Genomic DNA, 15,030 nt, shown 5'->3' on the forward strand with positions numbered 1-15,030 from the left:
TTTACTTCATATCGGTTTGAACAAAACGGCGGGTCATACGGTCTACTTCAAAGATTGTATCAAGATCCGGGTTTTGAATCACTGAATGGGACTCAAGCGCCTGTTCGATGATCGTTTCGATCTGAAGGAACTGGATTTTCCCATTGAGGAAAGCATCCACTGCCTCTTCATTTGCTGCATTAAGAACAGTTGGAGCTGTTCCTCCGATCCGCCCCGCTTCGTATGCAATCTTCAAACAGCGAAAACGTTCAAAATCCGGCTTTGAAAAATGAAGCGTTCCGATTTCCCACAAGTTTAACCTTTTCTTATCAGGCATTGCAAGACGGTCCGGGAGTGACAAAGCATATTGAATCGGCACTTTCATATCCGGCATACCGAGGTGGGCCAGTACGCTACCATCAATATATTCTACCATGGAGTGGATCATGCTTTCTTTATGAAGGATCACATCAATCATCTCGTAAGGCATATCAAACAGCCAGCGGGCCTCTATCACTTCAAGCCCTTTGTTCATCATCGTTGCCGAATCGATAGTAATTTTTGCTCCCATACTCCAGTTCGGGTGGTTCAGGGCATCCTCCACTGTCACACCTTCGAGCTCTGCTCTCGTTTTATCACGGAAACTGCCTCCCGATGCCGTAAGAATTAATCTCTCCACTTCCTTTTCGGAATTCCCTTCAAGGCACTGGTAAATGGCAGAGTGCTCGCTGTCTATCGGAATCAGCTTTACGTTATTCTCTTTTGCAGCACGGGTTACGATGTGACCCGCTGTCACGAGCGTCTCCTTGTTGGCAAGAGCTACATCTTTCTTGGCCTTCATCCCTCTGAGTGTAGGCTCCAGTCCGACACTGCCCATAAGAGCATTGACAATCGTGTCCCCCTCCGCCTGTTCCACGGCTTCAAGAAGGCCTTCTCTGCCATAGCCGGTTTTGACTGAACCAGGGATCATCGTTTTCAATTTTTCTTCGTCTTCTTTTCGTTGAACACATACAAATTCCGGTTTGAATTCCCGGATTTGTTGAGCTGCAAGTTCAATGTTTCTTCCGCACGTTAAAGCGTGGAGTCTGAACTGTTCCGGATGGGCTCTGATGACGTCCAGAGTCTGGACACCAATGGAGCCGGTCGAACCTAGTAAAATAATCGTCTTCATCGCTTTGACGCCCCTTTTATGTCTGTAGCCGCATACAAAGCGAAACTACTGAATGAATGATAGTAAATATAAAATCGGCATGACAAAGATTAAACTGTCAAACCTGTCAAGAATACCTCCGTGTCCCGGGAGAACCTGTCCTGAATCTTTCACAGAATAATGCCTTTTCAAGGCTGATTCCACAAGGTCCCCAAGCTGGCCCGAAACACTCACCACAAGGATAAACAAAAGCGTTATGAGCATAGAGTCGTATACCGGGAAGAAAAACGAATAAATAAATCCGAACAGGATCGCAAAGGCGATTCCCCCAAGAGAGCCTTCAATCGTTTTTTTCGGGCTGATATGGGGCCATAGTTTATGTTTACCGAGAAACCTGCCGCAGAAATATGCGCCGGAATCCGTTACCCACACAAGAATCAGGACAAAGAACAAAAAGATAAGTCCGTCTTCAAGAAAACGGGCAGCTAAAAAATAATGAAAACCAAAACCTATGTATACTGAAGACAGAATAATAAAACCTGCTTCATCAAATGTAAACGCATTTTTGGAGATGACCGTCAAAGCCAGAAGAACAATGATCATCAGCAGGAACGTCTCTGTTCTCTCAAGGTGTATGAGATCAAAGTTTAATATGTTCTCAGGTAAAAGAAGGAGCCACATAAAAATAAATCCGATCGCCCCGCGATAGGAGAAAGGAGACATCCCTTTCATTTTAAGTATCTCAGCCATTGCAATGGTCGCTAGCAAAAAGATAAGGAAGGTGAATGGCAGCCCTCCAACGAGTATTACAGCTAAAAATCCGGCGCCGGCAACGACACCGGTAATAATTCGTTGTTTCATTGTCCATCCACCTCCTATACGCCGCCGAAACGACGTGTTCTCTTTTGATAAACGACAATCGCCTCTTTAAAGTGTTTTTCAGTAAAATCAGGCCACAGAACTTCTGTAAACCAGAATTCCGAATACGCGAGCTGCCAGAGCATAAAGTTACTGAGCCTGATCTCACCGCTCGTTCTGATCAGAAGATCCGGGTCTTTAAGTCCCCCGGTCATGAGATGGCTTCCTATGATATCTTCAGTGACGTCTTCAATAGCCAGTCTGCCACGTTCGATTTCTTTATAAACATCCTTCATGGCTTCAACCATTTCGTGTCTGCTTCCATAATTCAGGGCAAAATTCAGGATCAGTCCGTCATTACCGGAAGTATCTTCAATCGCTTTGTTGACGGCATCCCTGGTATGGCCGGGCAGGGCCTCTTTGGAACCTGTGATGCGCACCTGTACATTCTCTTCGATTAACTGAGGGAGTTCTGCTTTTAAGAACCGTTCCGGCAGCCTCATCAGAAAGTCTACTTCAGGCTTGGGACGCTTCCAGTTTTCCGTTGAGAAAGCATAAAGCGTCAATGTTTTTACGCCTAGTTTATTGGACGTTTTTACAATCTTTTTAATTACATTCATTCCCTCGCGGTGACCCGCAACCCGGGGTAGGCCCCTTTTTTTTGCCCAGCGGCCGTTTCCATCCATAATAATAGCCACATGCTCAGGAATATTCTGAGGATCGAGACTGGCTTCTTCTGAAGTATTGTTCTCTTCCTCTTTTCGGTTCGTCCATTTTTTTAACATCGTAAATCCCCCAACATATAAAAAACAAAAGTGACTGACCAGTCAGAATGTTACTGAATCTTTCACTTTATGAATCATCATTATTTAAGTGTAAAAAAACCCCCTTAATATAGAGGGTCTTTTACTCTGTTTATTTTACACGGTTTTCGGTTACACTTCCATGATTTCTTTTTCTTTGTTGTCGGCGATGCCGTCAATGGTCGTAACATAGCTGTCTGTTACCTTCTGGACATCATCCTGGCTGCGGCGGAGCTCATCTTCTGTCAGCTCACCGTCTTTTTGGAGCTTCTTAAGTTCATCATTACTGTCACGGCGGATGTTGCGGATAGCGACTTTCGCATCCTCTGAATAACGGCGGACAAGCTTAACAAGTTCTGCACGGCGCTCTTCTGTCAATGCCGGAATGGTAATGCGGATGATGTTTCCGTCATTTGATGGAGACAGACCGAGATCCGCTTTTTGAATCGCACGTTCGATATCTGCAAGTGAAGATTTATCAAACGGCTGGATTGTCAGCATGCGTGCTTCAGGAACTGAAATGGTAGCAAGCTGGTTCAGCGGTGTCATCATTCCGTAGTATTCCACCTGTACTTTGTCAAGGATGGAAGGGTTCGCACGGCCAGCACGGAGTGTTGCCAGTTCCTTGCGTAAAGATTCGATTGATTTATCCATTCTTTCTTTTGCCTGATTAATGGTTTCCTGACTCATGATTAATTCGTCCCCCTTATTACTGTTCCGATTTCTTCACCAATTACGGCGCGTTTAATGTTACCTTCCTCCATGAGAGAGAAGACAATCAATGGAATGTCGTTATCCATACATAGTGAGGAAGCTGTTGAATCCATCACTGCAAGACCGTCTTTTAACAGGTCAAGGTAAGTGAGGGACTCGTATTTCTTTGCAGTTGCATCCTTGGAAGGATCTGCCGAGTAAACACCATCAACGTTGTTTTTGGCCATAAGAATCACGTCGGCTTCAATTTCAGCCGCACGAAGCGCTGCTGTCGTGTCGGTTGAGAAGTATGGATTCCCTGTACCTGCTGCAAAAATGACTACGCGCTTTTTCTCAAGGTGTCTGATAGCACGTCTGCGTATGTAAGGTTCTGCAACCTGTCTCATTTCAATAGACGTCTGTACACGAGTCTGGACGCCGATGTTCTCGAGGCTGTCCTGAAGAGCAAGGGAATTCATAACTGTTGCAAGCATCCCCATGTAGTCTGCCGTAGCTCTGTCCATTCCTTTTGCGCTTCCAGCCATACCGCGCCAAATGTTCCCGCCACCGACAATAATCGCAACTTCTACATCAAGCTCTACGATTTCTCTGATCTGCTCCCCGATGGACTGAATGACAGAAGGATCAATTCCATATCCCTGGTTTCCGGCAAGCGCTTCTCCACTCAACTTCAATACAATACGTTTATATTTAGGATTCTCCATGTTACCCTCCAGAATTAGTCTCAAACAAAGGTGTGATAAAGCTATGGGATTGGTTAAAAAAGTTCGTTTACTTGGGAAAAAAGGGACACAATGTGCCCCTCTTGACTTGCCTTACTTCTTTACTTGTGACATAACTTCTTCTGCAAAGTTGTCTTCACGTTTTTCCATACCTTCGCCCACTTCAAAGCGTACGAAAGATACTACTTTTCCACCTTTGGACTCAACGTATTTTCCAACTCTTTGGTCAGAGTCTTTTACGAAAGACTGCTCATTTAAGCAGATATCTTCGAAGAATTTAACAAGACGCCCTTCAACCATTTTTTCAACGATCTTTTCAGGCTTTCCTTCGTTAAGAGCCTGCTGCTTAAGAACTTCGCGCTCACGCTCTACTTCTTCTGCAGATACTGCATCGCGTCCTACATATTTAGGGTTGATCGCTGCAACGTGCATAGCGATGTCTTTCGCAGTTTCTTCGTCAGTACCTTCAAGGACAGTAAGTACTCCGATACGTCCGCCCATGTGAAGGTAAGCACCGTAGTTCTGGCTGTCTGTTTTTTCGACAATAGCAAAACGGCGAAGGGAGAGTTTTTCTCCGATTTTTACGATCTGGTTGTTCATGTAGCTTTGAAGCGTGTCTTCGCCTTCAAAAATCTGCCCCAGAGCTTCTTCTACATCTGCAGGTTTGTTAGTAAGAATGTGTTCTGCAACAGCTGCAACAAGGTTTTGGAAGTTTTCGTTTTTAGCAACAAAGTCTGTCTCGGAGTTTACCTCAACGATAACAGCAGTGTTTCCGTCAGTTTTAACTGCAGTAAGACCTTCAGCTGCTACGCGGTCAGCTTTTTTCGCAGCTTTTGCGATTCCTTTTTCACGAAGAAAATCAACGGCTTTGTCCATGTCACCGTCTGTTTCTGTGAGTGCTTTCTTGCAGTCCATCATTCCTGCGCCAGTCTTTTCGCGCAATTCTTTTACCAATTTAGCTGAAATTGCCATGGTTATTATTCCTCCTTGAGAATTCGGTTAAGTATTCTTTTATCATCTTTTCTTATAGGAGCGCTTGTTAAACGAGCGTTTCCTTTAAAAAAGGGTGATAAAGGGTCCGGCCCTCTATCACCCTTGTAGGACGTGCATATATTAAGCAGTTGTTTCTTCTTCTTGTTGAACTTCTTCTTCCTGACCTTGGTTAGCTTCAATGATAGCATCAGCCATTTTAGAAGTAAGAAGACGTACCGCACGGATCGCGTCGTCGTTACCTGGGATAACAACATCAATTTCGTCCGGATCACAGTTTGTATCAACAATTGCGATAACCGGGATGTGAAGTTTGCGGGCTTCCGCAATCGCAATCCGCTCTTTACGAGGATCGATTACGAATAGTGCATCCGGAAGTGTGTTCATGTCTTTGATTCCGCCTAGGAACTTTTCAAGTCGGTCCATTTCTTTTTTAAGAAGGACAACCTCTTTCTTAGGAAGTACTTCGAACGTGCCGTCTTCCTGCATACGCTCGATGTTTTTAAGACGCTGAATACGCTTTTGGATTGTTTCAAAGTTTGTTAGTGTACCACCAAGCCAGCGCTGGTTGATGAAGTACTGGCCAGCACGCTCTGCTTCTTCTTTAACAGAGTCCTGTGCTTGCTTTTTCGTACCGACGAAAAGAACTTTCCCTCCGTCAGCCGCGATGTTACGTACGTAGTTGTACGCTTCATCTACTTTCTTGACCGTCTTTTGAAGGTCGATAATGTAAATTCCGTTTCTTTCTGTGAAGATGTAGCGATCCATTTTAGGGTTCCAGCGACGAGTCTGGTGACCGAAGTGTACCCCTGCTTCTAATAGTTGTTTCATGGAGATAACTGCCACATCAAACACCTCCTTTGGTTTTTTTTATCCTCCGCATGTATCGTCTTTATGCAAAACTGCGCTGTGCAGCACCATTGCATAAATCCACATGCGTGTGTGATTAACACCGAGAATTACTATACCACATGAGTGAGTGTTATAGCAAGGAATTGTCCTTTTTTATTTTGCTTTTTGCTGATACCTGTCTTGTTGTATTTAGGATATTTTTTCTGTGGTTAATGTGAGATGAAGCAGAAGGGCCCTTCGCTTTCCGCGGAGGTGCCGGTGAGCCTTCTCATGCTTCGCAAGGTCACTGAAAAGTACAAACCTCTTTAAAATACTCTTTGTTAAAGGCAGGTGTTGATTTTCGCTCATTTGCGCTCCCTTTCCGCGGGCGGTTCGGGAGCCTCCTCAACGCTTTGCGTCTCCGGGGTCTCCCCCATAGCCATCAAGTTAAGCGATTTAAGAGTTTGAAGCAGAAGAAGTCAGGATGTAGCCGGAATGCCCTTCGCTTTCCGCGGGGGCGCCGGTGAGCCTCCGGGTGCTCCGCACTCCGGGGTCTCATCCTGCCACCTGCTCCGGCAGGAGTCTCGAACATTCCGGCTACATCCTCTTTTACATTCTTATTTGAGTACTTTTAAACATGAAGCAGCTTACAGGTTTCTATATGCGGGTATTATCCTTTTACAAAGTAAAAGGAGGAATTTTAATTGGGAATACTAAACTCCACGAAACCACAAAAGCACTCCGTTGCACCTTTCCTAATCATTCTTTTAACCGAATTGCCAAAGAGAACAAGTTCATTGTAAGAAAGAGGAACCTGGAGGTATTACCTTTTTTACTGCTCTGTGTAAGCAACCAAGTTTCTGTCGGTAACGATACACTTAATGATCTATGCAAAAAGTTATCGAAAGAAGGTGTCCGTATATCACCTCATGGTCTTAATGAACGATTCAACAAGCATGCAGAAAGCTTCCTTCGTCAGATCTTTTTACACTTATTAAACAGTGTAAATTTTGAAACTCAAGCTATTCACACCTGCTTCTTTTCGCGCATTCGCATCCTTGACTCCACTTCTTTTTCATTACCTCGTTCTTATTCTTCTTATCGTGGATCAACGAAATCTGGTGTAAAGATACAGTTGGAGTATGACATTCTTTCAGGAGAAATATTGTTAATTGAAGTGCAGGAAGGAAGGGAGAGGGAACAGAACTATTAAGGGTTTAAGAAAGGTTTTGTAAGGATCAGTTTTATCAAAAAAGGAAGTGGAGCGAATGGCGGTGACTCCAGCGACGAGCGTTTACATCACGAATAATCATCGAGTTGCTTCGACGCAGATACTTCGAAGCATACGCTAGTAGAGGAAGAAGCAGGAAAAACCCAACCGACGACCCCGCAGGGCGCTCTTTCCTGAGGAGGCTGAAGCGATGCCCGCGGAAAGCGTCCGCCTGTAGCGGAATTTATTTAAGTTCAAAAAAATCTTCCGAAAGGAAACTTCTTTGTCATGTCTAAATTACCAGAGGAAAGTAAGTTTAGGAAAGAAAACGAAAGAAACCGCCAAGTTCTGCTTAACTTGACGGCTATGGGGTCTCCCCGGAACTCGCTTTCCCCACAGGAGTGTCGCGCAATCGCTCCAATCACCACTCTTTAAAACAACAATGATCATTAACACGTCATAAAAAAGCTCATCTATAAGATCTTTTTAGTAGAGGTTGTGAGTACTGTTACTCATTTTTTGCAACAACAGGCTTTAATGAAAAAGGAGCAATCTCAAGGAAAAGAACCTGTGCGGCCTTTTCTGCATTTTAGTTTCTCGGCGCTTTGCTTCTTCAATACTTATATAGCTCAGCTTTCCAATCACGACAGTCAGCAGGCGCCCTGCCCACAACGTGGAAAAATACAATAAAGCAGCTTATTTATAAAACTTCAAAAAGAGTTCCACTTCCCCTTTACCCATGTTCAATTTCCTTGCGATGTCCTCAATACTGAACCCCTGATTGGATAAGGAAAGAACTTGTGCGGTCTGGGAGGTTTCGATCTTTTCCTGAGGCTCGCGAGCAACGGCAGGAGGCTTGTAGTCAGATTCACCGGATACTTGTTTTTCAGAAATCGTATCAGCGGGCTTTGGGTTGCTGATTTCTTTTCGAGCCGGCCGGAGAGATTCTGTTGAAACGTTTCTGCTCTTGTCTTGCAATTCCTTCACAAGGGCTTCGTTATTTTCTTTCATTTCAGTTGTATAGGCTAAGAGGAGATCCTCAATATCCCTGGCTGCAGTCTGCCCGCTGGTCTCTCCTTTGAGCTTCTGCCGCTGAAACAGAAGGATAATAAGGTAAAAACTCAGGAGGTGCAGCATAACGCTGATCATCAATATGTATTCCATTCGTTCCCTCACTTAAATAAATCGATTTGATTTCCTTTATAAGGATGTTCGCCTGATTCCTTCTGTTTCTCTTTGCTGCCGGAACCGGAGTCGTCCTTATGGATACGTTTGTGGCTTGTTTTTTCTGTTTTTGCTATATTTTTGCGTTTTACTTCATCTGTCCGGAGACGGTCCTTCGCAAGATAAGCCTGGGCATTGTTTCCCCGCTGCTGGAGCTGATCCTGAATCTTTCCGGCTGTCTGGGTTCTCGGCAGTGCAACCTGGAGCTCAATTGATTTAAGTCCGCTCATCTTTTCCGCCCTCTTTCTTATAAAATACCGGTCACGTGACAGTGATTTCTGCCATGAACGGTTCCTGTCTGTTCTTATTTATCGGCTCTGTTAAACTCTGGTGCTGAATTACTGCGGAAGTACGAGACAGACGAGACACCGCATGGGCAAAGCCCGGAGGAGGCTCGGCGCGAGTCCGCGGAAAGGGAGTGTATTTTGTTCAACGCAGCTGAATTTCAATGGAGGGTTATAACACCCTACCTGATTTCTTTTCAAGGTGGCTTATTTATAATGAAGTGAGAGTAATTTCACTATTATTCAAGGTTAACGTAACACGCTCGTGCCTGGCTACTATTTTTCTTCTGTACTTGCCAAAGTAAGCACTTACATTAGGGTGCAGATGCCTGTTGATTAAAAATACCGCTTCCTCAGGGTGTTCCATGATTGATTTTGCTTTTTCATAATCATCTTTCGCTTTCTGATACGCCTCATTGACAGTAAGAAGGTTATTCTGAACTTTTAGCATCATCAGCCTGTCTTTTGTACCGAGAGTCGATGTCATCTTCTTTTGCTCCAGAACGCGGTACAGTTTGGACAGCTTGAGCATGGACTCTTTTGATTGTTCATACAGTGTTCTGGCTTCTTTTTCTTTTATCATTACATTTTCGTTTACACCTAAATAAAAAAGCGTCGGAGTATTCATCTGGTTGCCTGCTTCATTCACGTCAATTCCCTGGCCCGAAGAAATACTGCCTCCGACAACATTTCCCCTCTGCTCCTTACAGACCACTTTCCCGAGCGCTTCAATTTTGCTGTGGAGGATGGACTGGGATACAAACACATGGTTTCCTGCGTAAATAGTGGCCTGATTCGCAAAAGAGGTGTGTACATCCCGGTTTGCCTTTATATACCCTTTACCCTGGGAGACAATGCCTTCACAGACATAGACAGACCCTCCGCTTTCAAGCTCAGCTCCTTCTACTGAACCAAAGACCGTAATATCACCTCCGGCCTTTATCTTAAACCCGGAAGGTACGCTGCCCCGGATTTTAACGGTCCCGGTAAAATCGATGTTCCCGGTCTTCATCGTCACATCCCCCGGCACCTCGTAAACAGGTTGAACATGAATCATTTTTTCGTCCGCACTCATGAGACCGTTGCAGGTGGCTATGATTTTCTCACCATCTTTATCGATGCGCGTATTTTTCCCGGGCCTTAATGTAAAATCTTTTCCGGGCTTTGCCTGGATCACTTCCCCAAATACATTCATGCCGTTAATTCCCCGGCCTGGACTTATTTTTCTTCCTACAACCATTCCGGATGTGACGTTCTCCAAATTGAGTACATCCCTGAGTTCTATCCGGCCGCCGGATTGCCCTTCTTCCTTACCGGTTGTGAAAACCGCAGGGGATAGCTTTGCAGGCGTTCCGTGCTCAACCGCTTTTCCCGACGCAATTACCAAGGGGGCGGAAATACGGCCGTTATCAGCCAGAAGTATAGCTATACTCTTCTTATTAATTCCGAAGATAATACCCTCTTCCTTTAAATAATCGATAATTTCCTCTTCAGTAAAGTCTTCTTCTGGAATTTTATGTGCAATGAGTTTTGCTGTCAGTTCTTTATCATCTATAAGGACCTCAAAATAATCTTCAATCGGCATCGTCTGCCCTCCTGTGCCGGTGGCCTGATTTATGAATTACAGCATCAAACTTCAGATTTAAAGGCACGCTGCAACTTAAACAATGCTTTAGAATGAATTTGTGAAATGCGTGATGTCGACAGGGACAAAATGGATCCAATTTCAGTAAGGGTCAGTTCATCAAAATAAAACAGACTGAGGACCAACTGTTCATTCTTTGTCAGGTCTTTCATCTTTATAGCAAGCTCTTCATATTTATCCTGCGTCAGTATGTGTTCTTCAGGTGATTTCATCTGTTCATCTACAATGGATGTAACAAACGTTTCATCAGACTGGCCGTCACCCGTCTTCTCATCAATCGAAAGCAGGTGGGAAGTGAGACTTTCATGCATGACATTCAGTACTTCTTTTTCCGAGAGAGAGCACTCATCGGCCACTTCACCAGCCTCAGGTATCCTCCCAAGCTGCTGCTCAAGGGCGTTCTGCGCTGCCTCGATCCGCTTGGCCTTTTCTCTAAGGGACCTTGGCATCCAGTCTTCCTGCCTCAGGCCGTCAATGATTGCCCCTCTGATTCTAAACGAGGCATATGTATCAAACTTGAGTTCACGTTTATGATCAAATTTGGCAAGTGCATCATACAGGCCCATGAGCCCGTGACTCTTCAAATCGTCATGACGGACATTTTTTGGCAGTCCGGCTGCTATTCGCTGTACATGAAAATCCACGAGGTGCATATACCTTTGAATCAGGTGATCACAGGCTTCCTTATCCTCAAACGCTGTCCAACGGTCCCAGTAAAGATCCGCCTTGTGTGCTTCTGCTTGTTTTGACATTATTCAGCCTCCCCACTGCCGCTGCTCATTTCTGAATCATTGCTTTTTTGAATCGTTTCCCTGCTTTCCTCCCGTTCGGGCTCCGCTTTTAAAGCCATTGGGAAAAGCAGGATAAGCAAGGTACCCGCTGCGCCTCCAATGACTCCGCCAGCAACGGCTCTGTATAATGAAACCGGCCAGTCATTCTTCATTAAGGACGAAACGAATACGATGATCATCGATAGGAGTATGGACGTAATCATGACAACAGACGTCACTCTCAAATCGTTTTCACCTCTTTGTTAACGGTCCTGACTTCCAGGAGACACGTTTTTGGATCAAATTCAATCGTCCGCCCGTTGCCCCCGCCCACATCTTCACTGATTAACGGAATATTTCTTGTTTTCAATTCCGTTCTTACAGCCTCGATATTCCGCGGCCCGATTCTCATGGCTTCGCTGGAGGAAGCAAAGGTAAACATCTGGGCCCCTCCGGCCATTTTGGCTTTCAGGCGGAAAAGCGGTGCCTGCTTTTTCTTCAGGTTAAGCAGGAGGTCCTCGATAGCTGTATCAGCATATTTCGCCCGGTTTAAAGTACCCTGCTTACTCAGCTTTGAAGAAGGAAGCATGATGTGGGCCATTCCGCATAAGTGGGACTTTTCATCATAGAGGATAATTCCAACGCAGGAACCAAGCCCCATTGTCCTGATTTTATTTGGAGGCTCGGCCATCTTAAGATCGGCCATGGTCACTTTTACAATGTTATCCATCCAACTGAACTCCTAATGAGTGAAGTAAAGGCTTGAACGATTCGGGATTTGGAAGAAAGAAGAAATGACCATTGATTCCTTTTATCGGAACATGACTTTTTTCACTTATTTTTGTATCGATCACAAGCGCATAATCACTGTGTTCAGAATGTGCGATTAATCCATGGCTCACAATGGCCATTGCAAGGTCTACCGCTGTCTGGGGTGGAGAAGGATACAGTTTTAAGTCTGTAAACGCTGTGAGAGCTGACAGATAAGACCCTGCCAGGATGTTTCCGACTTCATTAAAGGCGGATACTGCCATGTCAGAATAGGGAGGTGTATGTAGCGTGTCTTCTTCGTTTAAGGTGAGCTCCTGGACAAGCGTCGTTGCATCTTCTGCAGGGAGTATGAAGAATAAGCTCCCGGGTGCATCACCATTAACGTGGAGGAACGCAGCCGCTACAACCGCCTCCTCCTCTCCCAGGCGATCGTTCATTTCTTCAAACGGAACAAATTCAACTGAAGGCACATTCATATCCATCGGCTTGTTCAATAACTGCGACAACGCCGTGGCTGCATGGCCGGCACCAATATTCGCGATTTCTTTCAGGACGTCGAGGTGCTTTTCACTGAATCCGCTCTCTTTCATCAGGAGCCTTCCTCGATCGTTTTAAGCTCCTCAAGCTCTTTTCTGCTCAGAACTTTATTCAGGTTAAGCAGGATCAAGAGTCGCTTCTCAAGCTTCGCTACACCGTGGAGGTAGTCGGCTTCGATTCCCCCGACAACTTCCGGCGGCGGCTCAATATTGTCCATCTCAATATCCATCACATCGTTTGCTGCATCAACGATCAGGCCGACTTCCATATCTTCAACAGATACGATGATCACCCGTGTATGGTTGTCGTGCTCTTTTTCTTCAATATTAAACCTCATACGAAGGTCAATGATTGGTGTAACGACCCCTCTAAGGTTAATTACGCCTTTTACAAATCCAGGCGTATTCGGCACACGTGTGATTGGCTGAATTCTTTCAATTGACTTTACCTGATCAACACTGACACCGTATTCTTCTTCTCCTATTTGAAAAACAATAACTTTTTGACTTTGAAGTACGCTGGTCATTTAAATCCCTCCTGGTTTCTTGTGCTTATCTAATAATTGTATTGCAGTCAATGATCAGGGCTACCTGGCCGTCTCCGAGGATCGTTGCGCCGGAAACCGCAAACACCTGGTTGAGATAATGCCCGAGGGCCTTCAAGACGATTTCCTGCTGTCCGATAAATGTATCAACGATTAACGCCGCCATTTTGTCCCCTTTTCTCACAACAACAATGGAATAGTGCTCATCGGCCTGTCCTGGTTCTTTGGGAACGTTAAAAATCTTCTTCAAGTCAATCAGAGGAACAACGCGTCCTCTGAAATCGATGACTTCCTGGTTATGGGCTCTTAAAATATCAGACTTCTTAATAATAGCGGTTTCAATAATAGAGGAGAGCGGAATCGCATACTTTTCCTTTTCCACTTCCACCAGCATTACTGAAATGATTGAAAGAGTCAGAGGAAGCTGAACCGAGAATGTAGTTCCTTCATCTTTTTTCGAGGAGATTGTTACATTGCCTCCGAGGGACTCGATTTTGCTTTTAACAACATCAAGACCTACACCTCTGCCCGAAATGTCTGATATTTCATCTCTTGTACTGAGCCCGCTTGAAAACAGGAGGTTATATACTTCGCTGTCGGAAAGGTTCTCTTTACCTTTTTCCGGGACTGCCCCTTTGCTGACCGCCTTGGCAAGGACTTTATCCCGGTCGATTCCGGCTCCGTCATCAGCGACTTCAATAAACACATGATTTCCGCTGTGATAAGCCTTTAAATGTATGGTGCCTTGTTCCGGTTTGCCTTTCTTAATACGCTCTGAAGGTGTTTCAACACCATGGTCGATCGAGTTTCTCAGTAAATGAACAAGAGGATCTCCGATCTCATCAATAACCGTCCGGTCAAGTTCTGTTTCCGCACCTGAGACTTCCAGGTGTACGTGTTTATTTAACTCTTTTGCAAGCCCCCGTACCATTCTGGGAAAACGGTTAAATACCTGCTCAACCGGTACCATACGCATGGTGAGTATGATGTTTTGCAAATCACCTGAAATTCTGCTCATATGCTCGACAGTATCTGTGAGTTCATGATTGTTCAGGTCAGCCGAGATCTGCTCAAGACGCCCTTTATCAATCACAAGCTCTTCAAACAAATTCATAAGAGCATCAAGGCGGTCAATGTTCACGCGGATCGTTTTATTAGCTGAGGCTTGCTTCTTCGTGTCTTGTTCCTGAGGTAATTCTTTTGCCGTTTCCTTTACCTCTTCATTTCCATCGTCTAAAACAGGTTCAGGTTTATCAATCACAACCTCATCCACAGACACAGCCTCTACTTCACTCACTTTAAAGATGTGGGCTTTTACTTCATCAGCGGATTCCTTCGATAGAAAGGTGAGCGTAAACTGACTGTCAAACGCTTCTTCTTCCAGCTCTTCAACCGGTGGGGTGCTTTTAATGACTTCTCCGATTTGTTCTAGTACATCGAAGATCATCACAACACGGGCAGCTTTTAAAATGCAGTCCTCCCGTAAGATAACCTTTACTGTATAAGGAACGTAGCCTTGTTCCATAGATTGAGAGAGGACCGTAAGTTCAAAGTCATCAAATGTGGACTCTTCTGATCTCGGCTTTTCCATAACAGCGGCAACTTCACTTTGTACACCGTTGTTTTCAAGATCAAAGAGTTTACTCAGTACATCCTTTACATCTGCCTTCCCTGTTCCGCCTGATGCAATATCTTCTACCATTCTCTCAATGTGATCGACAGCCTCAAATACAATATCAATTAATGTGGTTCCGGCTTCGTATGTACCATTACGAATACCATCGAGGATGTTTTCCATCTGATGGGTAAGGTTGGTGATCTCTTCATATCCCATCGTTGCTGCCATCCCTTTTAATGTATGGGCTGACCGGAAAATTTCACCGATAATTTCCTTTTGACCGGGATTGGTTTCAAGATGGAGCAGATGATCGTTGATGGCTTGAAGATGCTCGCGGCTTTCTTCAATAAACATGTCCAGATACTGATTTTTTTCCATAA

General features: G+C 44.8%; 17 protein-coding genes. 1 reads left to right on the top strand and 16 read right to left on the bottom strand.

Going from position 1 to position 15,030, the window contains the following annotated elements:
• Position 1: 1 nt before the first annotated feature.
• The 7 genes from EBO34_RS06380 to rpsB all read right to left on the bottom strand — a co-directional run bounded on the left by EBO34_RS06380 (position 2) and on the right by rpsB (position 6,062).
• Positions 2-1,150, bottom strand: coding sequence for a 1-deoxy-D-xylulose-5-phosphate reductoisomerase (locus EBO34_RS06380; protein ID WP_122897075.1), 1,149 nt, complete (start codon positions 1,148-1,150; stop codon positions 2-4).
• 45 nt (positions 1,151-1,195) lie between these two features.
• Positions 1,196-1,990 (bottom strand): phosphatidate cytidylyltransferase, encoded by a 795-nt coding sequence (locus EBO34_RS06385; RefSeq protein WP_122897076.1) that lies wholly within the window; start codon positions 1,988-1,990, stop codon positions 1,196-1,198.
• A gap of 14 nt (positions 1,991-2,004) precedes the next feature.
• Positions 2,005-2,772, bottom strand: a complete 768-nt coding sequence (gene uppS, locus EBO34_RS06390; protein ID WP_122897077.1) for an undecaprenyl pyrophosphate synthase — start codon at positions 2,770-2,772, stop codon at positions 2,005-2,007.
• A gap of 150 nt (positions 2,773-2,922) precedes the next feature.
• A complete protein-coding gene (frr, locus tag EBO34_RS06395; RefSeq protein WP_122897078.1) occupies positions 2,923-3,480 on the bottom strand; it encodes a ribosome recycling factor in 558 nt (185 codons plus the stop codon).
• Between the two features lie 2 nt (positions 3,481-3,482).
• Positions 3,483-4,208: a UMP kinase gene (gene pyrH / locus EBO34_RS06400; RefSeq protein ID WP_122897079.1), complete on the bottom strand. Its 726-nt coding sequence runs from the start codon at positions 4,206-4,208 to the stop codon at positions 3,483-3,485.
• A gap of 111 nt (positions 4,209-4,319) precedes the next feature.
• Positions 4,320-5,198, bottom strand: a complete 879-nt coding sequence (gene tsf / locus EBO34_RS06405; RefSeq protein ID WP_122897080.1) for a translation elongation factor Ts — start codon at positions 5,196-5,198, stop codon at positions 4,320-4,322.
• 141 nt (positions 5,199-5,339) lie between these two features.
• Positions 5,340-6,062, bottom strand: coding sequence for a 30S ribosomal protein S2 (gene rpsB / locus EBO34_RS06410; RefSeq protein WP_122897081.1), 723 nt, complete (start codon positions 6,060-6,062; stop codon positions 5,340-5,342).
• 622 nt (positions 6,063-6,684) lie between these two features.
• Between rpsB and EBO34_RS06415 the strand changes: the two genes are divergently transcribed.
• Positions 6,685-7,260, top strand: a complete 576-nt coding sequence (locus EBO34_RS06415; RefSeq protein ID WP_122897082.1) for a hypothetical protein — start codon at positions 6,685-6,687, stop codon at positions 7,258-7,260.
• Positions 7,261-7,953: 693 nt separating this feature from the next.
• Here the strand turns inward: EBO34_RS06415 and EBO34_RS06420 are convergent.
• From EBO34_RS06420 to EBO34_RS06460, 9 genes are all read right to left on the bottom strand, one after another.
• Entirely contained in the window at positions 7,954-8,421 is a 468-nt protein-coding gene (locus tag EBO34_RS06420) for a DUF6115 domain-containing protein (protein ID WP_122897083.1), read from the bottom strand.
• Positions 8,422-8,429: 8 nt separating this feature from the next.
• Complete coding sequence (locus EBO34_RS06425; RefSeq protein ID WP_122897084.1) at positions 8,430-8,711, bottom strand: hypothetical protein; 282 nt, start codon at positions 8,709-8,711, stop codon at positions 8,430-8,432.
• A gap of 265 nt (positions 8,712-8,976) precedes the next feature.
• Positions 8,977-10,350, bottom strand: a complete 1,374-nt coding sequence (locus tag EBO34_RS06430) for a flagellar assembly protein A (protein ID WP_122897085.1) — start codon at positions 10,348-10,350, stop codon at positions 8,977-8,979.
• Between the two features lie 44 nt (positions 10,351-10,394).
• Positions 10,395-11,162 (bottom strand): FliA/WhiG family RNA polymerase sigma factor, encoded by a 768-nt coding sequence (locus EBO34_RS06435; RefSeq protein ID WP_122897086.1) that lies wholly within the window; start codon positions 11,160-11,162, stop codon positions 10,395-10,397.
• Entirely contained in the window at positions 11,162-11,425 is a 264-nt protein-coding gene (locus EBO34_RS06440; RefSeq protein ID WP_122897087.1) for a hypothetical protein, read from the bottom strand. The genes EBO34_RS06435 and EBO34_RS06440 overlap by 1 nt, the downstream gene beginning before the upstream one ends.
• Entirely contained in the window at positions 11,422-11,910 is a 489-nt protein-coding gene (locus EBO34_RS06445) for a chemotaxis protein CheD (protein WP_122897088.1), read from the bottom strand. Before EBO34_RS06445 ends, EBO34_RS06440 begins: the two co-directional genes overlap by 4 nt.
• A complete protein-coding gene (locus EBO34_RS06450; RefSeq protein WP_122897089.1) occupies positions 11,903-12,541 on the bottom strand; it encodes a chemotaxis protein CheC in 639 nt (212 codons plus the stop codon). Before EBO34_RS06450 ends, EBO34_RS06445 begins: the two co-directional genes overlap by 8 nt.
• Entirely contained in the window at positions 12,541-13,014 is a 474-nt protein-coding gene (locus EBO34_RS06455; RefSeq protein ID WP_122897090.1) for a chemotaxis protein CheW, read from the bottom strand. Before EBO34_RS06455 ends, EBO34_RS06450 begins: the two co-directional genes overlap by 1 nt.
• A gap of 25 nt (positions 13,015-13,039) precedes the next feature.
• Positions 13,040-15,028 (bottom strand): chemotaxis protein CheA, encoded by a 1,989-nt coding sequence (locus tag EBO34_RS06460; RefSeq protein ID WP_122897091.1) that lies wholly within the window; start codon positions 15,026-15,028, stop codon positions 13,040-13,042.
• Positions 15,029-15,030 lie beyond the last annotated feature (2 nt).

Origin of the sequence: Alteribacter keqinensis (assembly GCF_003710255.1) — a bacterium.
GTDB lineage: Bacteria > Bacillota > Bacilli > Bacillales > Salisediminibacteriaceae > Alteribacter > Alteribacter keqinensis.